The 18719-nt window shown below is 71.7% G+C and carries 19 protein-coding genes; 11 read left to right on the top strand and 8 right to left on the bottom strand.

Translation table 11 applies throughout. The features are described from left to right. Positions 1-330 precede the first annotated feature (330 nt). Together ACWC24_RS05170 and ACWC24_RS05165 are read left to right on the top strand one after the other, a co-directional pair. The gene (locus ACWC24_RS05170; RefSeq protein ID WP_450661467.1) at positions 331-486 is read left to right on the top strand and encodes a DUF6131 family protein; all 156 of its coding nucleotides are present in this window, start codon (positions 331-333) and stop codon (positions 484-486) included. Positions 487-588: 102 nt separating this feature from the next. Beyond that, positions 589-1485, top strand: a complete 897-nt coding sequence (locus ACWC24_RS05165; protein WP_450661466.1) for an SCO6745 family protein — start codon at positions 589-591, stop codon at positions 1483-1485. Positions 1486-1565: 80 nt separating this feature from the next. Here ACWC24_RS05165 and ACWC24_RS05160 read toward each other — a convergent pair whose 3' ends face one another. Next, positions 1566-2558, bottom strand: a complete 993-nt coding sequence (locus ACWC24_RS05160) for a L,D-transpeptidase (protein WP_450661465.1) — start codon at positions 2556-2558, stop codon at positions 1566-1568. A 117-nt stretch (positions 2559-2675) separates the two neighbouring features. Beyond that, positions 2676-2918: a DUF5302 domain-containing protein gene (locus tag ACWC24_RS05155; RefSeq protein WP_450661464.1), complete on the bottom strand. Its 243-nt coding sequence runs from the start codon at positions 2916-2918 to the stop codon at positions 2676-2678. 169 nt (positions 2919-3087) lie between these two features. On the opposite strand from ACWC24_RS05155, the gene ACWC24_RS05150 reads away from it, so the two are divergent. Further along, on the top strand, positions 3088-3294 hold the full coding sequence (locus tag ACWC24_RS05150; RefSeq protein ID WP_450661463.1) for a DUF5988 family protein: 207 nt from the start codon (positions 3088-3090) through the stop codon (positions 3292-3294). Positions 3295-3366: 72 nt separating this feature from the next. Here the strand turns inward: ACWC24_RS05150 and ACWC24_RS05145 are convergent, their stop codons facing one another. Beyond that, a complete protein-coding gene (locus ACWC24_RS05145; RefSeq protein WP_450661462.1) occupies positions 3367-3789 on the bottom strand; it encodes a DUF4232 domain-containing protein in 423 nt (140 codons plus the stop codon). A 1-nt stretch (position 3790) separates the two neighbouring features. Between ACWC24_RS05145 and ACWC24_RS05140 the strand changes: the two genes are divergently transcribed. Next, complete coding sequence (locus tag ACWC24_RS05140) at positions 3791-4111, top strand: hypothetical protein (RefSeq protein WP_450661461.1); 321 nt, start codon at positions 3791-3793, stop codon at positions 4109-4111. A gap of 228 nt (positions 4112-4339) precedes the next feature. On the opposite strand, the gene ACWC24_RS05135 is transcribed toward ACWC24_RS05140, so the two are convergent. Further along, positions 4340-5125, bottom strand: a complete 786-nt coding sequence (locus tag ACWC24_RS05135; protein WP_450661460.1) for a helix-turn-helix domain-containing protein — start codon at positions 5123-5125, stop codon at positions 4340-4342. Between the two features lie 126 nt (positions 5126-5251). On the opposite strand from ACWC24_RS05135, the gene ACWC24_RS05130 reads away from it, so the two are divergent. After that, the gene (locus ACWC24_RS05130) at positions 5252-6406 is read left to right on the top strand and encodes an MFS transporter (protein ID WP_450661730.1); all 1155 of its coding nucleotides are present in this window, start codon (positions 5252-5254) and stop codon (positions 6404-6406) included. 33 nt (positions 6407-6439) lie between these two features. Here ACWC24_RS05130 and ACWC24_RS05125 read toward each other — a convergent pair whose 3' ends face one another. The 3 genes from ACWC24_RS05125 to ACWC24_RS05115 form a co-directional block, all read right to left on the bottom strand. Beyond that, on the bottom strand, positions 6440-6754 hold the full coding sequence (locus ACWC24_RS05125; RefSeq protein ID WP_450661459.1) for a DUF6980 family protein: 315 nt from the start codon (positions 6752-6754) through the stop codon (positions 6440-6442). 129 nt (positions 6755-6883) lie between these two features. After that, a complete protein-coding gene (locus ACWC24_RS05120) occupies positions 6884-7801 on the bottom strand; it encodes a DMT family transporter (protein ID WP_450661458.1) in 918 nt (305 codons plus the stop codon). 7 nt (positions 7802-7808) lie between these two features. After that, positions 7809-8657 carry an SDR family NAD(P)-dependent oxidoreductase gene (locus tag ACWC24_RS05115; protein ID WP_450661457.1) on the bottom strand — a complete coding sequence of 283 codons (849 nt, stop codon included), beginning with the start codon at positions 8655-8657 and terminating at the stop codon, positions 7809-7811. A 386-nt stretch (positions 8658-9043) separates the two neighbouring features. On the opposite strand from ACWC24_RS05115, the gene ACWC24_RS05110 reads away from it, so the two are divergent. Next, a complete protein-coding gene (locus tag ACWC24_RS05110) occupies positions 9044-10177 on the top strand; it encodes an MGDG synthase family glycosyltransferase (RefSeq protein WP_450661456.1) in 1134 nt (377 codons plus the stop codon). Positions 10178-10242: 65 nt separating this feature from the next. Here the strand turns inward: ACWC24_RS05110 and ACWC24_RS05105 are convergent, their stop codons facing one another. Next, the gene (locus ACWC24_RS05105) at positions 10243-11037 is read right to left on the bottom strand and encodes a polysaccharide deacetylase family protein (RefSeq protein ID WP_450661455.1); all 795 of its coding nucleotides are present in this window, start codon (positions 11035-11037) and stop codon (positions 10243-10245) included. Positions 11038-11387: 350 nt separating this feature from the next. Here ACWC24_RS05105 and ACWC24_RS05100 point away from each other — a divergent pair, with 350 nt between their 5' ends. The 5 genes from ACWC24_RS05100 (at position 11388) to ACWC24_RS05080 (ending at position 18676) form a co-directional block, all read left to right on the top strand. After that, positions 11388-12119 (top strand): TetR/AcrR family transcriptional regulator, encoded by a 732-nt coding sequence (locus tag ACWC24_RS05100; RefSeq protein ID WP_450661454.1) that lies wholly within the window; start codon positions 11388-11390, stop codon positions 12117-12119. 24 nt (positions 12120-12143) lie between these two features. Continuing rightward, positions 12144-13637, top strand: coding sequence for a long-chain-fatty-acid--CoA ligase (locus ACWC24_RS05095; protein WP_450661453.1), 1494 nt, complete (start codon positions 12144-12146; stop codon positions 13635-13637). A 177-nt stretch (positions 13638-13814) separates the two neighbouring features. Further along, on the top strand, positions 13815-14678 hold the full coding sequence (locus ACWC24_RS05090) for a peptidoglycan-binding protein (protein WP_450661452.1): 864 nt from the start codon (positions 13815-13817) through the stop codon (positions 14676-14678). A gap of 379 nt (positions 14679-15057) precedes the next feature. Further along, complete coding sequence (locus tag ACWC24_RS05085; RefSeq protein WP_450661451.1) at positions 15058-15633, top strand: lamin tail domain-containing protein; 576 nt, start codon at positions 15058-15060, stop codon at positions 15631-15633. Between the two features lie 295 nt (positions 15634-15928). Continuing rightward, positions 15929-18676, top strand: a complete 2748-nt coding sequence (locus tag ACWC24_RS05080) for a LuxR C-terminal-related transcriptional regulator (RefSeq protein WP_450661450.1) — start codon at positions 15929-15931, stop codon at positions 18674-18676. The last annotated feature ends 43 nt before the right edge of the window (positions 18677-18719 follow it).

Below are 18719 nucleotides of genomic sequence, written 5' to 3'. Positions count from 1 at the left end.
AGCGACGGGCCGACCGGCGGACGCCGATCGCGACCAGGGCCAGGCCCAGGACGCCCACGGCTCCCACGATTATTCCGCTCAGAAAGAGGGACCCGGTCGAGGAAGTCGCGTGGTAGCCGAAAACCGAGAAGTCGCCGCCGGTTCCGAGACCGTGTCCGGCACCGATATTGCCGAACACTCCCGCCAATCCGACGATGACGGCAAGAGCCAGAATGATCAGGCCAAGGATGAGAATCATGGAGATGCTCCTTTGAGCTGCGACCGATAAGGTCGCGGGCCGTCATCACCACCTACCCCTGTTGTGCAGCGTCAAGCGAAAGGGTGGACACCATGCTCATCCTCGGCATCATTCTCCTCGTCGTCGGTTTCCTGACGGGAATTTCGATCCTGTGGACGATCGGGATCATTCTCCTCATCGTCGGTGTCATTCTCTGGATTCTGGGAACGGCCGGTCACGCCGTCGGCGGCCGCCGACATTACTGGTAGCCCCGCCCGGGAGGCGATCCGGCAGCGGACCGGCAGCGGACCGGCAGCCCCGATCACGCCGTGCGCGGGACACCACCCGCGCACGAGGCGTAGAACGGTGACATGACAACGCCAGCATCGATGCCGGACCGGACCGACGTCGCCCGTGACCTGTGGCGGCTGCTCGAACCGATCCACGCCGTCGTGTACTTCGCCCCGGAGCCGGTGGAGGAGTTCAGGACGGCGGGTTACCGCGGCTACTGGATGGGCTACTTCGCCGGCCGGGCCGCCCCGCTGGGGCAGGCGGGCGCCGACGTCGTGCACGCGCTGTTCTACAACTTCGCCTACGAGCGGGTGAGCCGGGCCGTGCCCGCCGCGTGGAGCTTCGCCCCGCCCGACGAGGCTCTGCGCGCGCGGCTACGGGGATCCGTACGGGCGCTCGCCCGGGCGTTCGGGCCCGCGGCCGACGGCGCGGAGGTGGCCCGGGCGGCACGGCTCGCGACGCGTGCCGCCCGGTCGGCCCCGCTCGAAGGCCGGGCGCTCTTCGCTGCCAACCGCTCCCTGCCGGTGCCCGAGGAACCCCTCGCCCGGCTGTGGCAGGCCGCGACGCTTCTTCGGGAACACCGCGGCGACGGCCATGTCGCGGCCCTGGCCGCCGCCGGGATCGGCGGCCGTGAATCGCACGTCCTGCAGGCCACCGCACGGGGGATCCCGCGCGAGGTCTACACGGTGGCCCGCGAGTTCGACGACGCCGAGTGGACCGCGATACGCGACAGGCTGACCGGGAGAGGGCTGATCGAGGACGGGCGGCTGTCCCGGCGCGGACGACAGCTCACCGCCGAGGTCGAGGAACGTACCGACCGGCTGGCGGCGACCGCCTACGACGCGCTCGACGCCGAGGAGACCGACGAACTCCTGCGGCTGCTGCGCCCCCTGACCCGTGCCGTGCTATGGGAGGGCGACATCCCGCTCGACAACCCCATGGGACTCGACCTGCGCGCGGACCTCGGCCGGCCGTGACGCGGCGGCGGTGACGGCACGGCTGTTCGGGAAGCACACCGCGGGTGTGTCCACCGTGCCGTCACCGCCACCGCGGGGCCTCACAACGAGGCGGTGGTCTGCTGCCCGGACGCGCTGCCCACGAGCCACTGGTCCCACGGCAGGTTGAAGGAGGCGTAGCCGTTGTCGGCCGAGGCCTTGGCGCGGGGCGAGCCGGTGATGGTGATCGGGTCGCCCTGCTTGACCTGGCCGTAGAACCACTTGGCGTCCGACAGGGACAGGTGGACGCAGCCGTGCGAGCCACGAGCGCTGCCGCTGCCCGGGTTGGGGTCGCCGGTCGAGTAGTGCACGTACGTACCGGACTGGGTCAGGTGGACGTCCCAGGGCAGTGTCAGGTCGTAGTAGTTGGAACTGCCCTTGTCGCAGCTGATGTGGACGCTGCAGGAGGTCATGTGGACCTTCTCCTGCTTGTCGATGACGGCCATCGTGCCGTTCCACGTCGGGTACTGGGCGCTGCCCGCGTTGATCGACAGGGTGCGCACCGGCTTGCTGTTCCGGGTCACCTTCATGGTGTGGCCGGTCACCGAGACGTCCGCGCGTACGTCGTCGCCGATGGTGAAGGAGTGCGTGTAGCTGCGTACGCCATAGCGTCCGTTGCCGTTGCTGACGCCCTTCATGTCGACGTCGACCTTCACCTTCGTACCCGAGGGCCAGTAGTTCTGCGGCCGCCAGTCGGCGCGCTGGTCACCGAACCAGTGCCAGGCGCCGACCACCGGCTGCGAGGCGCTCACCCGCATGTGCTTCTCCACCGCGGCCCGGGCCTTCGCCGCCACCGGGTTCGTGAAGACCACCGAGACCGGCATGGCCACACCGACGGTGGCGCCCGTCTGCGGGGTGATCGTCTCCAGCAGCATGGGCGGACCCGCGGGTTTCGTCGGTGACGCGCTGGCACTCGCGCGCGGGGTGCCCGACGCCTTCGCGTCGTCCCCGCCGGCCTTGTCGCTGCCGCCCCCGCCCCCGCCGCAGGCACTCGTGCCCACCAGCACGGCAGCGGTGACGAGTGCGATGCCTATGCCGCTCTTACGCCGTCGCACGACCTGCCCCGCTCTCTCTCGCTTCGGCCCTCACGGGCCCGTCTTCCGGTCAGACAGCGAGTGCCCACGCCGCAGTTGCATGAGTCACGTAAAACGTGTCCCAAGAAACGGTGTGACTCAGCCGCCGCTCTTGCGCCGGAACGAGCGCTGGCTCGACGCCGGGCCGTGCGCGCCGCGTACCTTCGACGCCGCGGGGTTCGCGGCGAGTTCGGCGGCGTCCGCCTGCTGGGCGCGCTTGCGTGCCAGCGCCTCGCGGAACTTGCGCTTCAGGTCGTCCTGACCGCCCTCGTCGGGCGCCAGGTCAGGAGATTCGGTCTCGGCCGGCTCCGTACCTTCTCGGGATGAGGACTCTGCGGTCACGGGGACCTCCTGTGGTCTGGCGGTGGAATGCACAGCTTGGCATGGAGGGACCCGGATGAGGCATCCGTTTTCCGGTGACGCGGACGGCGGCCATGATTCGACGGCGGACCGCGGGGCACGTCGGCGCGTCGCGGGACGAGCCGGTGCGGCCTGCGGACAAAATCTGATCATGACCGATACCACGAAAGCAGTTCTTGAGGGCGGCCCCGACGGTCTCACGGAACGGATCGTCTCGGTTCCCGGGTCGGGGCTCGACATCAAGGTCCCGTTCAACGGGGGATACGAGCACTTCAGGGTCACGACACGTCAGCAGAGCACCGAGCACGGCAGGTTGCCCGTGTACGAGTGGTGGGAGCGTACGGAGCTCCCGGGGTAGACGCGGGATCCGGGGAGGCGAGGTCCGGGCGTCGGTGCCGGCCCGGACGGACGGTCCGGGCCGGGTCCCTCGTCAGGACAGGGTGACGGGACGCATGGCGAGGCCCTCGGTGCCCGCCCAGTACGTGACCCGCTGACCGTCGTCGGCCGGGAAGGAGGCGACGGGCATGCGTACGACGACCGGCTTGCCCGCCTCGCTCTCGCCGCCGGGGCTACCGAGGCCGAGGGTCATGGACCGCACGTCGTAGGTGTCCCGGTGGCCGCCGGTGGCGAGCAGGCCGGCGTACGCCTTCCCGCCGGGAGCGAGGGTGAGCACCTCGCCGGGATCGGTCTCCTTCTTGACCGGCGCCGGTGCCTTGGCGTTGCCGAGCGTGACCTCGGGGGCGCCCTGGATGTCGCACTTCTTGCGGCCGGTGTTGGTGACGACGAGGAGGAGATGGCGAACCGGCTCACCCTTCGCGTCGTAGTTCGTGGCGGAGACCGAGAGGTCCTGCAACGTGCACAGGGGGACGCCGGAGCTGTCGCCGCCGGTGGTTCTGCCGGTGTTCCCGCCCTGTTCGCTCTCGTCGCTGCCGCCGCCGGGCCGCGTCGAGGTCTTCGCGCTCGGTGTCGTCGTACTCGACGGCGGCGTACTCGTCGCACTCGACGGCGTGGTGCTCGTCGTGCTCGACGGCGTGGTGCTCGTCGTGCTCGACGGCGTGGTGCTCGTCGCGCCGGACCGGGCTGAGGACTTGGACGCGTCCGCGGTGTCGTGCGAGCCGGCCTGGCAAGCCGTGGTCGCCAGGAGCGCGGCGATCGCCGCGGCGCCCAGGGCGTAGGACTGCCGGCCGTTGGGGCTCTTGGGTTTCTTGCGGGCAGCGGTGTTCACGAGGTCCCCCTGTGGTCGGTCGTGCGTGGTCGGCCGTCGAAGCGACGGCGGACCGATTCTGCACCGGGGACCGCCCCCAACTCGCAAGCCGAGGGCTCCTGTTACCGATCAAGGACAGGTTCGCCGCAAGGTCACAGGCATCGGTTGCGGACCCCTGCCGGAAGGACCGACCCGGCTGTCATGCGCAGGCGTCGGCGGGTGATGCCGGTGAGGCGTGGACGCCTGCGCGGTAGGCGCCGGGGGTCGTGCCCATGGTCTGGGCGAAGGCGTGGACGAACGCGCTGGTCGTCGCCCATCCGCAGGCGTGCGCGGTGTCGGTGACGGAGGCGCCCTCGGCGAGCATGACCATCGCGTTGAAGACGCGGGCGCGAGTGCGCCACTGGGGGAAGGTCATGCCGAATTCGTCGCGGTACAGGCGCGAGAGGGTGCGTTCACCCGCGTGTACCCGGTCGGCGAGCTGGGCGAGGGTGTAGGGATGGCGCAGGTTCTCCTCGATCAGGCGGCAGGCGTCGGCAAGGCGCCGGTCACGGGCGGAGGGCAGGGCGACGGGCTGGGCAGTGACGCGGCGCAGCCGGTCGCGCAGCACCGCTTCCATGTGGCGGCTCTCGGTCTGCGTGAGGGCGGTGCCGGTGAGTGCGATGAGGAGTTCGCGTACGAGGGCGTCGACGGCGATGACCGTGGGGTGTTCGGTGTCGAGCAGTGCCGTCGTGCCCCGGGCGGGGAAGCCGATGGCGTGGAAGCGGCTCCGGCCGTAGAAGCGGTGCTCGTGCCAGATGTTCGCCGGGATCCACAGGGCCCGGTCGTTGGAGGCGATCCAGGACCCGTGTTCCGTGGAGATGGCGAGGACTCCGGAGCTCACGTAGATGAGCTGGTGGTCGTCGTGGCGGTGCCGCTCGATCGTGTCGCCGCCGCCGTGGGCCTCGGTCTTGGTGGGCGCGACGGGCATGTGGCGGATCTTCGACATGGGTAGGCAGAATACGGGAAGCGCGCCCGCGGTGCCGCTGAGCATGGTGGAGCCGTGACAGCGACACAGGAAACGAGCACGGCGCGTGACGTCGGTGACCGGCCGGAGCAGGGGCACTGGCGCCGGATGCGGATCTGGGCCGGCGCCCACGCGGTCGACGACTTCTATCAGGGACTGGTGCCCGCCGCCGTCCCCTACTTCGTACTGCAACGCGATTTCAGCTATGTCCAGGCCTCCGGGCTGGCCCTTGCCGCCACCCTGGGCAGCGCGTTGCCGCAGGTGCCGATCGGGCTGCTGGCCGACCGGTACCGACTGCGGTGGATGTCACCGCTGGGGGTCGCTCTCGCGGGGATCGGGGCCGGCCTGTCGGGGCTCGCGCCCTCCTATCCGCTGGTGTTCGCGTTGCTGCTGCTGGCCGGTGTCGGTATCGCGATGTTCCATCCGCCGGCGGGGCGGGACGCGCGCCGCGCGGCCGGCGGCAGTGCCACCGCGATGAGCTACTTCGCCGCGGGCGGCAGCGTGGGCTTCTTCGTGGGACCGGCGCTGGTGACCCCGGCCCTCGACAGCCTCGGGGTCGGAGCCACGGCGCTGTTCATTCCTCCTGCCGTGCTCATGGGCTTCGTCCTGCTGCGCCATCACCACCGCACGGCGGGCGCGGCCGCGAAGAAGGTGCAGCGTCAGGGCACGGACCGGCCGTGGCTGTTCGCGGCGCTGACCGCGGTCGAGGTCGTGCGGTCCACGATCTCGACCGGCCTGAACACCTTCATCTCGTTGTACTGGATCCGCGGTCTGGAGGCGAGCAGCGGGCTGGGCGGTACGGCGCTGACGCTGGAGCTCGGTGGTGGTGTGCTCGGCACGCTGCTCGGTGGCCGGCTCGCCGACCGGATCGGCATGGTGCGCACGGTGCAGCTCGGGAACGCGGCCATGCTGCCCGCCCTGTGGCTCATGCTGGTGTGCGACGACAAGTACCTCGCGCTGCCGCTGGCATTGCTGGTGGGGCTCGTGTCGAACATCCCGTTCGCGGTGCTCATCAAGCTCGGCCAGGACTATCTGCCCAGCCGTCCCGGCACCGCGGCCGGTGTCACCCTCGGCCTCGCGGTGAGCGCCGGCGGACTGTTCATGCCGCTGCTGGGCATCGTCGCCACCCACTACGGCCCCCGAGGCGCGCTCATGGTGCTCGCCGTCATCCCGGTGCTGGCCGTCGTGCTCTCCACCGCCCTGCGCGAGCCCGTCCACCAGGAGCCCGAACCCGCCCGGGCCGCACCGGCCGGGTCCACCTGATGCCTTCCCTCCCGGACACGGGTCGATCCGCCGTCACTCCCGGCGCGGGAGGGCGAGCCAGCGGTCGTCCTGGAACTCGGCCGGCACCTCGTCCTCCCAGGGGTCGATCCCGCGGCTCTCCAGCTCGTCGAACCATCGGTCCCGCTGCGACGCGGGGAGCTGCCGGCCGCACCAGGGGCAGAAGCCGATCGTGATGGAGGCCGTGCCGCCGTCATGGATGATCAGCCCGTACTCCTGGAACTCGGCGCTGAAGTCGATCAGGGCGTCGGGGCAGTCGAAGGGGTCGTCGTGCTGGTCGCACTGTACGTTCACGTGGCTGGTCATCGCCTCGCAGCAGTGGCCGGTCATGACCTCGGCTCCTCGTCGATCGGTACGGTGACCAGCAGTAGACCACGGTCTGTGTCGATCACCGGGGCGCGGGCGGAGACCCGGCGGACGCGTACCGGGCCGCCGGGCGGGGCGATTCCGCCGGATTCGTCAGCGTGGCTGATGCCGGTGCTCCGGGTCGGGATCCGGGGTGCTGCGGGGGACGGTGTCCCAGGTGGCGCCGACGGAGGGCGCGCCCGACAGGCCGAGGCTGCCCGCGCCGATGAGCAGGATGCCGATGACCTCGGGTGCGAGGCGCACGCCGAGTCCGATGTGCTCCGCGAACAGCGCCCATCCCAGGGCGACGCTCGTGATGGCGTCACCCAGTGTGAGGGCGGGCTGTGACGCCGTCAGCGATCCGGCACGGAAGGCGGCCTGGAGCAGCACGAAACTGAGCAACCCGACGACGGCCGTCCCCCACAGCGACCAGTGGGCGAACACGCCCGCCGGTCCTTGGCCCCGCCGTCCCACGACCTCCTTGATCAGCGCGGCGGTCAGCGCGAACGACATCGCGGCGGCCAGGCCGAGCAGCGCTGCCCGCGGGCCGCCGCGCGTGGGACGGCTCGCCAGCACGAGGGCCACCACCAGGGCGAGCACGACACCGCCGGCCGTCAGCCAGGCGCTGTCGGGTGCCGTCTCGAGGCCGGCGGAAGGGGAGGCCGCGGTGAGGAAGAGGGCCAGCCCGACGCCGAGCGAGATGAACGCGAACCACGTACGTCGATCAGGGCGGCGGTGGAACACCATGCTGCCCACCACCAGGGTGAACAGGAGCTCACTGGCCAACAGCGGTTGGACGACGGACAGACTGCCCACGGCGAGGGCCCAGGCCTGGAACACGGTGGACAGGATCAGCAGACCGAAGCCCGCGAGCCAGTGCGGTCGTTGCAGAACGCGCGTCAGCCAGCGGACGGCGTGCCGGGCGCCGCTGCGGCTGTCGGACTCCTCGGCGGCGGCTCGGCGTTGCAGGACCGAGGCCGAGGCGTTGCACAGCGCCGCGAGCAGGGCGAGGGCGACCGTGAGCGCTCCCACGGGCTCCTCATCCGAATCTGGTGGCGAGGCACCGGTACAGCCCCGGCGCCCCGCCCCGCACCCGGGCGGGCAGCCGGAGCCAGCCCGGCACGTACACCTCGTCGCGGTCGTGTCGTACGGCGCTCCAGACGGCGTCGGCCACCCGCTCCGGGGCCACCGGCCGGGGGCGGGACCGCAGGTAGGGGGCCCCGCGGCGGGCGAAGAAGGGCGTGTCCACCACACCCGGGATCACATGGCTGACGCCCACGCCGGTGCCCCGCAGTTCGTACCGCAGGGCGTCGGCGAAGACGCCGAGCGCGGCCTTGACGGCGGAGTACACGGCTTCTCCGCGGACGGCGACGCTCCCCGCCACGGAGCCGATCAGCACGATGCGCCCGGAGTTCGCCTCCGTCATGTGGGGGACGAGCCGCCGTACGACATGGAGGGTGGAGAGCAGGTCCACGGCGACGACCTCCTCGACGGCGGACGCGGGCATGGCCGTGAAGTCACCCGCCCAGCCCACACCGGCACATGCCACCACCAGGTCGGGTCCGCCGACCCGGTCGAGGACGAAGTCGCACAGGAGCCGGTCGGTGTGCGGGCGGGTGAGGTCCGCGGGGAACGCCGCTGCCGACACCTGTGCGGCCACCCGGTCGAGCCGGGTGGGGTCGCGTCCGTTGAGGACCATGTGCCAGCCGCCCTCGGCGGCCAGCCGGCGGGCGACGGCCGCACCGATACCGGAGGAGGCTCCGGTCACGAGGGCCGAGCCGCGGAAGCGCGTCGCCCCGATCGTGGTGCGCGCGTGCGCCGCCGGGGCCGGGCCGGCCGCGGGCACAACCGTGGCTGCCCTGTCTGCATGGTCAGGGGCGTGGGACATGAGCGGACCTCGCTGCACTGGTGGACAGGTGAGAGGGCCTGACCGCGACCGTTCCCGGATCTGGGTCGATGGGGGAAGGGCATTCCGGCCTCCGTACCCTCGCTTCAGCTCATGGGCGTCCTTTCACCTTGGCACACCGGCATGGACAAAGCGGACTTCACCGACGGTCGACCGGTGGTCGGCGCAGGGTGCCGTCGGGCGCGGACAGGCCCGTGACCTCGGAGATCGCCTCGGCTGAGAGGTGCCGGCAGCGCCGTACGCTCGCCGGATCGCGATGCCGCGACTTCGTCACGGACATCGGCAGGCTGGCCGCGGTCCCACCGCGGGGTGAAACTGGAGTGCGGGTACTCGTGCGGGTGCCGGCCCGGGCCGATTTCCGAGGATTCATGGCTGTTCACCTGTCCGCTCGCCATGAGGCGGCTTCGGCGCCGGAAGCCGAACGGGTGCTGCTGGTCAGCGCAAGCATGGGGGCCGGGCACGACAGCGTGGCGGCCGAGCTGGCCCGTCGGGTCCGGGCGGAGGGGAAGCAGGCGCGCGTCGTCGATGTGCTCGCGCTGCTGCCCCGCGGTCTGGGGACGGGACTGCGCGGGTTCTACGAGGCCTGCGTCCGAGGTGCCCCCTGGGCCTACGGGGGCATCTACGAGCTGTTCTTCAGGCTCGGCGCCGGTCGTCGCCCGGCCGGCACCCCCTTGGCCCGGCTCGCCGCCGACGCCTTCATGACGTCCGTGCGCCAGTCGCGCCCCGACGTGGTGGTGCCCGTCTTCCATCTGGCGGCACAGCTGACGGGGGAACTGCGGACGGCCGGCGTGCTGCGCGTGCCCAGCACCGTGATGATCGTCGACTTCGCCGTGCACCGGCAGTGGCTGCATCCCGGCAACGATCTCCATCTGTGCGTCTCGGAGGACGGCGCCCGTCAGGTGCGCCGGTGGCTGGGCGGACCGGCGGAGGCGGTCGGCCCGGTGGTGGACCCGCGTTTCTTCGACGGCGGAACGGACGCGGGGGAGGCCACCTGGCGCGGACGCCTGGAGAGCCGAGGGCACGGGCGCCCCGCGGTGCTGGTGTCGGCCGGCGCCTGGGGCGTGGGCTCGCACCTGCTCGACACGGCCCGGCTGCTCGCCGGGCGAGGTTTCCTGCCGGTCGTGCTCAGCGGACGCAACGAGCGGTTGCGGCGCGCGCTGTCAGGCACACCGGGTGTGCTCGCGCCCGGCTGGGTGACGGACATGCCCCGGCTGCTGCGCGCCTGCGCCGCGCTGGTGGACAACGCGGCCGGGCAGACCGCCGTCCAGGCGCTGGCGGCCGGTGTGCCCGTGGTCGGCTACCGGCCGCTGCCCGGGCACGGGGCGGACGGGGTACGGCGGATGGCCGCCCTCGGGCTGTGCGACTTCGCGACCGAGGCGACCGGGCTGCTCGGATCGCTCGACCGCCTGACCGGGCCGGGCCCGGAGCGGGCTCGGCGCATCACGGCGGGACGGGCGGTGTTCCGGGACGACGTGCTCGCGCGAGTGCTGGGGCGTGTCTGACCATTGCCGTCGTCCGCCCGGAGGGCGGGATCGTACGAGTGCTCGCGCGGCCGGGTCCGCACCGGTCATCCTGAGCCCCTGCCGGAAGCCCCGGCGACGGCACCGCCGCTGCGTCCCACCGGGCGGTGCTCGGCGAGCGGTCCCACCGTCAGCCCCGCCGTGTGACAGCCGTTCACGATGTCCGGGAGCGCTGCCAGGGTGGAGCGCCAGCAGTCCGGCGCCGCGACGCGGTCGGAATCGTGGAGCAGGACCGTGCCGCCGGCCCGTAGATCGGCGCCGATCCGGGCCCGCACCGAGACGGGCGTGGCGTCCTCCGTCCAGTCCTTCCCCCAGACGGTCCACAGGACCGTCCTCAGCCCCGCGCGGTGTGCGGCCGCCCAGCGTCCGGAGGTCAGAATCCCGTAGGGCGGGCGGTACCAGCGCGGGCGTTGCCCCGCGAGGTCGTACAACGCCTCCACCGAGCGCATGACCTCGCGCCGGTCGCGGGCGGGCGACGGCAGCCAGGGGCGGTCGTGCGTCCAGCCGTGGACGGCGAGCTCGTGACCGCGCTCGGCCATCTCGCGGACGAGCGCCGGATACCGCACCGCGCTCTCACCGAGCAGGAAGAAGGTGGCCCGGACACCGAGGTCGTCCAGAGCCTTCAGGAAGGACGGGGTGGAGCCGGGGTCGGGTCCGTCGTCGAAGGTCAGGGCGATGTGGTTCGGGCGTCCGAGGCCTGCCAGCCCGGGGAAGCACCGGTGCCGCAGTCCGGGGAGCCAGGTGGCGGCAGGACCGATGTGGGCCGCGGCCACGGTCAGCAGGGGGAGCAGCACGCCCGCGGACATGTCGCGGACGGGCGTGGGGCGAATCGGCCGGGCCATTGACGACGTGCCTCCTCGAACGAAACGAAACGGAACGAAACAGAACGGGACCGAACGGAACGGGACCGAACGGAACGGCTGCGGGCGGCGACGCCCGTCGACCAGGGCCGCAGCCCGGGTCCCCGGCTCGGCTCCTGTGGCGAGGCTCCGGCGGGGACGGTCCTGACGGTGCCGAGGTAACCAGCACGCTCGACGCCAAACCACGCCCCCGCCCGAGGACCGCAGCGCGTCGCGCCGGAGGCGCCACGGCGCACGGATCTGGACTTTCAAGGTCAATGAGGTTGTCATAAGAGCCCCCAGGAGGGCCACGCCAGAGCCTGCCGCACGTCCCCTCAGAGATCGGAGTCCGGGTGAGCGCCCACGACGACACGGACGGCGCGGCCCCCGCCGACCGGCTCGCGGCCGGACGGCGGCGCCGTGCGACCCGGACCGGCACCGTGCTCAGCCAGGAGTTGATCGTGCAGACGGCGATCCGCCTGCTGGGCCAGCCCGGCAACGACGCACTGAGCGTGCGGCGTCTGGGGATCGCGCTGGGAGCCGACCCCTCCGCGCTGTACCGCTACTTCCGCAGCACCGACGACCTCGTCCTCGCGGTCGCGGACGAACTGATCGGGATGAGCCTCGAGGACGTGCGGATCACCGGAGACTGGCGCGCCGACCTGCGCGGCATCGGGACGGACCTGCACCGCACGTACACCGCCCATCCCCAGGTCGCGGTGCTGACGGCCTCCCGTGTCACCCGCCGTCCCAACGAGATGCGGGGGGTCGAGATCGGCCTGGGCGTCCTGCGCGACGCCGGGTTCGGACCGCAGGACGCGGCCTGCTACTACCACCGGTTCATCGACTTCACGCTGGGCTTCGCCGCCATCGACGCGGCCGCCCACGCGCTCCCCACGGAAGCCGGCGCGGCCGACCGCGCGGCCTGGCAGGGGACGTATGCCTGCCTGCCTCCCGACCGGTATCCCCGCATCGCCGAATCCGCGCACACCCTGGCGCGGACCATGAGCACCAGCGCCTACCCGGGTGCGCTGGAGGTCTTCCTCGACGGAGTGCAGGCGGCACTCGACCGGCTCGGCCGGTGAGGGCGACCGATACAAGGAGGCAACATGTCGAATCTGGCGGAGTTCCTGGCGCACACGGCACGCCGGTACCCCGAGCGCACCGCGCTGCGCACGACGGACACGGCCGTCTCGTACGCGGAGTTGGACGAGCTCAGCGCGCGTGCGGCCGCGCTGCTGCGCTCCGAGGGCGTGCGCCCCGGCGACCGGGTGGCGCTCATGCTGCCCAACGTGCCGGAGTTCGTCGTCCTCTACTACGGCATCCTGCGCGCCGGAGCCATCGTCGTCCCGCTCAACCCGCTGCTCAAGGAACGCGAGACCGAGTACCACCTGCGCGACTCCGGTGCCGTGCTGCTGTGCGAATGGCACCAGGCCCCCGGCGAGGGCGCGCAGGGAGCGGCAGGCGCCGGTGTGCGCCGACTGGTCGTCGAACCCGCCGCCTTCACCGGAATGCTCGCCGGGTCGCCTCCGGTGCACGAGATCGCGGGCGTGGCCGGCGACGACATCGCCGTACTGCTCTACACGTCAGGCACCACCGGCCGCCCCAAGGGAGCCTCGCTCACCCACGCGGGACTGCGCCACAACACCGAAGTCACCGCCGTGGACATCGAGTCGCTCACCCCCGAGGACGTCGTCGTCGGCTGTCTGCCGCTGTTCCACATCTTCGGCCAGGTCTGCACCCTCACCGCCGCCGTCCACGCGGGCGCCGCGCTGATCCTCGTCCCCCGTTTCGACCCGCAGGCCGTGCTCGACGCCATCGGCCGCCACAAGGCGACCGTCTTCGAGGGCGTGCCCACCATGTACGCGGCCCTCCTCCAGCATCCGGGCGCCGACGGCCTGGACGTCTCCTCCCTGCGCCTGTGCATCTCCGGCGGCGCCTCGCTGCCGGTGGAAGTCCTGCACGGCTTCGAGCGGCGCTTCGGCTGCGTGATCCTCGAGGGCTTCGGCATGTCCGAGACCAGTCCCGTCGTCACCTTCAACCACAGCGACCGCCCCCGCAAACCCGGCTCCATCGGCACTCCCATACGTGACGTGGAGGTACGCCTCCTCGACGACCGGGGCCGGGATGTCGCGCCCGGAGCCGTCGGCGAACTCTCCGTGCGCGGGCCGAATGTGATGAAGGGCTACTGGAACCGCCCCGAGGAGACCGCCGCGACCGTCCCCGACGGCTGGCTGCGCAGCGGCGACCTCGCCCGCCGCGACGAGGACGGCTACCTCTTCGTCGTCGACCGCAAGAAGGACCTCATCATCCGCGGCGGCTACAACGTGTACCCCCGCGAGATCGAGGAGGTCCTGCACGAGCACCCCGCCGTCGGCCTGGCGGCGGTGATCGGGGTGCCGCACGAGCGGCTCGGCGAGGAGATCGCCGCCGCCGTGGTCCTGCGTCCGCAGGCCCGGGCCACGGCCGACGAACTGCGCGAGTTCGTCAAGGAACGTGTGGCCGCCTACAAGTACCCCCGCCACATCCGGATCGTGGACGCGCTGCCGACCGGCCCCAGCGGAAAAATCCTCAAACGGCAGATCTCTTTGCCCACCGACTGAGTACACCCCACGCCTGGTCCGGCGAAATTCGGCCACTTGCGTCGCGAGGCATTGTGCGCATGGGGGCGAGCTGTCACCGTCGTGCGCGGAATGAAAAGTCGATCATGAAATTCCATGAACGGCGAACCCGGCGCCACCGACAATCCGTAGACCCATTGAAGGGGATATCGCGCATCCATGAGAAGCACCCTGTTTTTATCGTCCGATACATCCCGTGTCCGGAATCGCGGCAGGACAGGGACTTTCCTCGCCGCTGCGGCGGTCCTTTCGGCGGCCACGCTGTTCGGTGCCGGTCCGGCCGCGGCCGCGCCGACGGCGATCAAGCTGACCTCCTCGTCCTGCCCCACCGAGATCGTGCAGGGCCAGGTGGGCGGCTGCGTCACCGAGCTGCAGAGTCTGCTCAACCACCACGGGGCCGATCTCGCCGTGGACGGCGACTTCGGGCCGATGACCGCCAGCGCGGTGCGCGACTTCCAGACCGAGAAGGGCCTGTCGGTCGACGGCAAGGTGGGGCCGAACACCAAGGCCGCGCTGTACGGCGCGGTCACCCCGCCGTCGTCGACCCCGCCCGGCGGCGGGTACGGCAAGATGCTCGACGTGGCCGAGGCCGAGGTCGGCACGGTCGCGGGCAGCGCCCGGGCGAACAGCTACGGCACGGCCGTGGGCGTATCGCTGTCCACCAGCAACTACGCCTGGTGCGCGACCTTCGTGAGCTGGGTGGCCCAGCAGACCGGCGCCACGTCGTACCGCCACACCTACGTCGACCACTGGGTCAAGCAGGCACGGGCGGGCGACTACCACCTCTCGGTGACGACCGATCCGCAGCCGGGCGACATCGTGGCCTACGACTGGGACGGCGGCAGCGACTTCACCGGCGGCAACGAGCACATCGGCATCGTGCGGTCGGTGAGCGGCGGGGCGAGCTTCACTGCCGTCGAGGGCAACACCAGCAACCCCGAAACCGGTTCGGGATCGGGCGTCTACATCAAGAACCGCAGCACGAACAGCGGATACGACGTCGTCTTCATCCGGGTGCGCTGACCCCCGGTACGGCTCGACGCGAGGGCCGATCGCGCCATGACGCGGCGGAGGGCCGTTACCCACTTTCGGGGGACGGCCTGCTCGGTCCGGGGCCGTCGTGGAGCGGCGGTCCGGCGGCGTTCCTCAACGCCCGCACGGGGCGAGCGGCCTGTCGGGGTGCCAGGGGCGGGCGCCCCGATATGCGTGGGTGATGCATCCAAGGGTCACGGAAATATGGGCAAGCTGTAACAGGGGTGGGTTTCCAGCTCAAAGATGGCGCATTGCGGACAGAGTGTGCGTGCGGCCGCAAAAGGGGGCCGTGACCTCGTACACCGCGTCGGTGCCGCGGCGGCCCGCAAGGCCGCTTCCGCACCGGCGCCCGCACCGTCAGGGGGACATCTTGTCCACTTCTGTCTCTGTCGCCGCCCGTCGTCTCTCTCCTCGCCGTCTGGCCGCCGCCGCGCTCGCGGCGGGCGCCATCGTGGGTGTGGTGACGCTGCCGGCGTCCGCGGCCGGAATGGCCCGTCCGCACCAGCCGCAGGTGGAGATCACGGACGTGCAGGCCGATTCCCCCGGACGTGACGAGCGGTCGAACCACTCGCTGAACAAGGAATGGGTCGAGCTGACCAACAGCACGCGTCAGGCCGTCGACCTCGACGGCTGGACCCTGCGCGACGACTTCGGACGTACCTACACCTTCCACCACTACCGACTGGACGGCCGCGACACGGTCCGCATCCACACCGGTCAGGGCCGGGACACCCGCACCGACCTGTACCAGGACCGCCGCCACCACGTCTGGGACAACGACCGCGGCACCCTCACCCTGCGCGACAACCGCGGCCGCTTCGTCGACGACGAGTCCTGGGGCCGCTACCGCCACCACGGTGACGACCGCCGTCACGGCGACCACCGCGGACACGGCGACGACCGCCGCCACGGTGACGACCACCGTCACGGCGACAACCGTCACTGACCCCGCACGCCGTGTCCGGGCGGCTGACTGCGCCGCCCGGACACGGCGGTGACCTGCTACTATTCATTCAGAGCTGATCGGCGGAAGACGCGCTGGTCCGCGATGCGTTGGTGGTCCAAGGAAAGACGTCCCGCTTCCTGCGGGGAGATGCAGGTGCAAGGCCTGCCCGGCGCTCTGTGAAGACCCTGTCCCGTGTTCTGCGGGGCGGGGTCTTCTGCTGTTCGCGGCGGACCCGCCACGGCGGGATGCCGTACTTTCGTGTGTACCGGCTCGAACACGCGGGAGGGTACCTCTTGTGGCAAGCCCCCTGATCGAGACCAAGCTGTACCGCCCCCGGATACGCCAGGGTGCGGTGGCGCGCCCCCGCCTGGGCGAATTCCTCAGCCGCGGGGCGAAGTCGAGGATGACCCTCGTGTCGGCCCCGGCCGGCTTCGGGAAGACGACAGCGGTCGCCGAGTGGCTGGCGGGCGCGGCCGACGGCCAAAGGAGTGCGGCCTGGCTGTCCCTCGACGCCCGTGACAGCCGACCCGCCTCGTTCTGGACGTACTTGGTCACCGCCCTCCAGCGGGCCGTGCCCGGAGTGGGCGCCGGTGCCCTGCCGCTGTTGCAGTCGGCCCAGCCGGCGATCGAGACCGTCCTGGCCACCGTGCTCAACGAACTCGGTGCCCTGACGAACCCGCTCGACCTGATCCTCGACGACTACCACCTCGCCGACACCCCGGACGTCCGGACGGGCATGACGTTCCTGCTCGAACACCTCCCGCCGCGGGTGCACCTGGTGATCTGCACCCGCGCCGACCCGGCGCTGCCCCTCGCCCGGCTTCGGGCCCGCGGCGAACTGGTCGAACTGCGCGCCGCGGACCTCCGCTTCACCGCCGAGGAGACGGCGGCCTATCTCGACGAGGCCGTCGGGCCGCAACTGGCCGCCCGGGACGTCGAAGCGCTGGAGCAACGCACCGAGGGCTGGATCGCCGCGCTCCAGTTGGCTGCGCTCTCGCTCCGGGGGCGCGAAGACGTCTCGCGTTTCGTGGCGGGCTTCGCGGGGGACGACCGGTACGTCGTCGACTACCTGGTCGAAGAGGTGCTCGGACGCCAGAGCGACGACGTGCGCGACTTCCTGCTGCGGACGTCCGTCCTGACCCGTCTCCACGGGCCGCTGTGCGACGCCGTCACCGGACGGCGGGACGGCAAGGCCATGCTCGAAGTCCTCGACCGGGCCAATCTGTTCGTCGACCGACTCGACGACAGGCGCCGCTGGTACCGCTATCACCAGCTCTTCGCGGACGTCCTGCGCACGCATCTGGCCGACGAGCGCCCCGAGGAGGTCGCGAGCCTGCACCGCCGGGCCGGTCAGTGGTACGCCGCCGCCGGCGAGCCGGTGCCGGCGGTCAGCCACGCCCTCGAGGCGGGAGACGCCGACCGGGCGGCCGACCTCGTCGAGCGTGCGATCCCGGCGTTGCAGCGCGACAGGCAGGAAGCCACCATCTGCGGCTGGATCAAGGACCTCCCGGACGACGTCGTGCGCGTCCGCCCGGTGCTCGCCGTGGGCCTGGTCGGCGCGCTCATGACACGAGGCGAGTTCGAGGGGGTCGAGGACCGTCTGGACGAGGCCGAGCGGCTCCTCGGCGACTGCGAACAGGAGGGCCCGGCAGCCGAGTTGGTCGTGGCCGACCCGAGTGCGCTGGACCGGCTGCCCGGCGCGGTCGAGATGTACCGCTCCGCCCTCGCCCTGGCGCACGGCGACCCGTCCGCGACCGTGCGCCACGCACGGCGGGCCATCGACCGGGCAGCCGCGGACGACCATGTGGTCCGGGCCGCGGCATCTGCCCTGTCGGGGCTCGCCAGTTGGGGCGGCGGCGATCTGGACGCCGCCCACGCCTCCTATTCCGCCGCCGTCGAGGGCCTGCTGCGGGCCGGATATGTCGCGGACGTCCTGGGCTGCTCGATCACGCTGGCCGACATCCGCATCACCCAGGGCCGACTGGCCGACGCGCAACGCACCTACGAGCGGGCCCTGCGGCTGGCCTCCGAGGCACCGGACATCCTGCGGGGCACCTCGGACATGCACGTCGGACTGAGCCAGATCGCCTGGGAACGAGGAGACATCGCGGCCGCGACCGGACATCTGGAGCGAGCGCGGGAACTCGGCGAGCTCGCCGGACTGCCGCAGCACCCCTACCGGTGGCGGGTCGCGAAGGCCCGGATCCTGGACGCCGAGGGCGATCGGGCCGGAGCCCTGGAACTGCTGGAGGAAGCGGAACGCGTCTACACCGGCGACCTCTCCCCGGACGTACGACCGGTCCCGGCCACCCGGGCACGGCTGCTGCTCACCCACGGCAACCTGGCCGAGGCCCTCGACTGGGCCCGCCGACAGGGCCTGACCACGGACGACGAGCTGTCCTACGTACGCGAGTACGAGCACCTCACCCTGGCCCGGATCCTGCTCGCCGCGCACACGGCCGACCCTTGCGGAACCGCGTTCGGCACCGTCGTCCCCTTCCTCCGACGGCTCCTCACGGCTGCCGAGGCGGGCGGACGCACGGCCGGCGTCATCGAGGTCCTCGTACTGCAGGCACTGGTCCATGACGCCCGCGGCGACTCCGGCGCCGCCCTCGCCGCCCTGGAGCGGTCCCTGACCCTGGCCGAACCGCACGGCCACGTCCGCGTGTTCGTCGACGACGGACCGCCGGTCACCGCCCTGCTCGCAACTGTCGTGGGACAACGGTCCGGTTGGGCGTACCCGCGCCGACTCCTGGACGCGGCCCACCGCACCGGTGGCGCCTCCGGCGAGGAGACGGGCACGACGTCCGCGGCCACCCGGCACGAACTCGTCGAGCCCTTGAGCGAGCGCGAGTCGGAGGTGCTGCGACTGCTCGCCGGCGACCTCGGCGGCCCGGACATCGCCCGCCGGCTCCATGTGTCCCTGAACACCCTGCGCACCCACACCAAGCACATCTACGCGAAGCTCGGAGTCAACAACCGGCGGGACGCGGTCCGTGTGGCCCTGAGCCTCGACCTCGTCCCCCGCGCACCCGGCCGTTGAAAGAGGGCTTCCTGACGGCCCGGCCGCACAATCACCACCCCGG

It is taken from the genome of Streptomyces sp. NPDC001443, from assembly GCF_053597355.1.
This window is presented reverse-complemented; position numbering and strand designations above follow the sequence as displayed.

Coding starts and splice junctions, on each gene's coding strand:
- ACWC24_RS05170 (WP_450661467.1), top strand. CDS start 331: ATGCTCATCCTCGGCATCATTCTCCTCGTCGTCGGTTTCCTGACGGGA.
- ACWC24_RS05165 (WP_450661466.1), top strand. CDS start 589: ATGACAACGCCAGCATCGATGCCGGACCGGACCGACGTCGCCCGTGAC.
- ACWC24_RS05150 (WP_450661463.1), top strand. CDS start 3,088: ATGACCGATACCACGAAAGCAGTTCTTGAGGGCGGCCCCGACGGTCTC.
- ACWC24_RS05135 (WP_450661460.1), bottom strand. CDS start 5,125: ATGTCGAAGATCCGCCACATGCCCGTCGCGCCCACCAAGACCGAGGCC.
- ACWC24_RS05130 (WP_450661730.1), top strand. CDS start 5,252: ATGCGGATCTGGGCCGGCGCCCACGCGGTCGACGACTTCTATCAGGGA.
- ACWC24_RS05125 (WP_450661459.1), bottom strand. CDS start 6,754: ATGACCGGCCACTGCTGCGAGGCGATGACCAGCCACGTGAACGTACAG.
- ACWC24_RS05115 (WP_450661457.1), bottom strand. CDS start 8,657: ATGTCCCACGCCCCTGACCATGCAGACAGGGCAGCCACGGTTGTGCCC.
- ACWC24_RS05110 (WP_450661456.1), top strand. CDS start 9,044: ATGGCTGTTCACCTGTCCGCTCGCCATGAGGCGGCTTCGGCGCCGGAA.
- ACWC24_RS05105 (WP_450661455.1), bottom strand. CDS start 11,037: ATGGCCCGGCCGATTCGCCCCACGCCCGTCCGCGACATGTCCGCGGGC.
- ACWC24_RS05095 (WP_450661453.1), top strand. CDS start 12,144: ATGTCGAATCTGGCGGAGTTCCTGGCGCACACGGCACGCCGGTACCCC.
- ACWC24_RS05090 (WP_450661452.1), top strand. CDS start 13,815: ATGAGAAGCACCCTGTTTTTATCGTCCGATACATCCCGTGTCCGGAAT.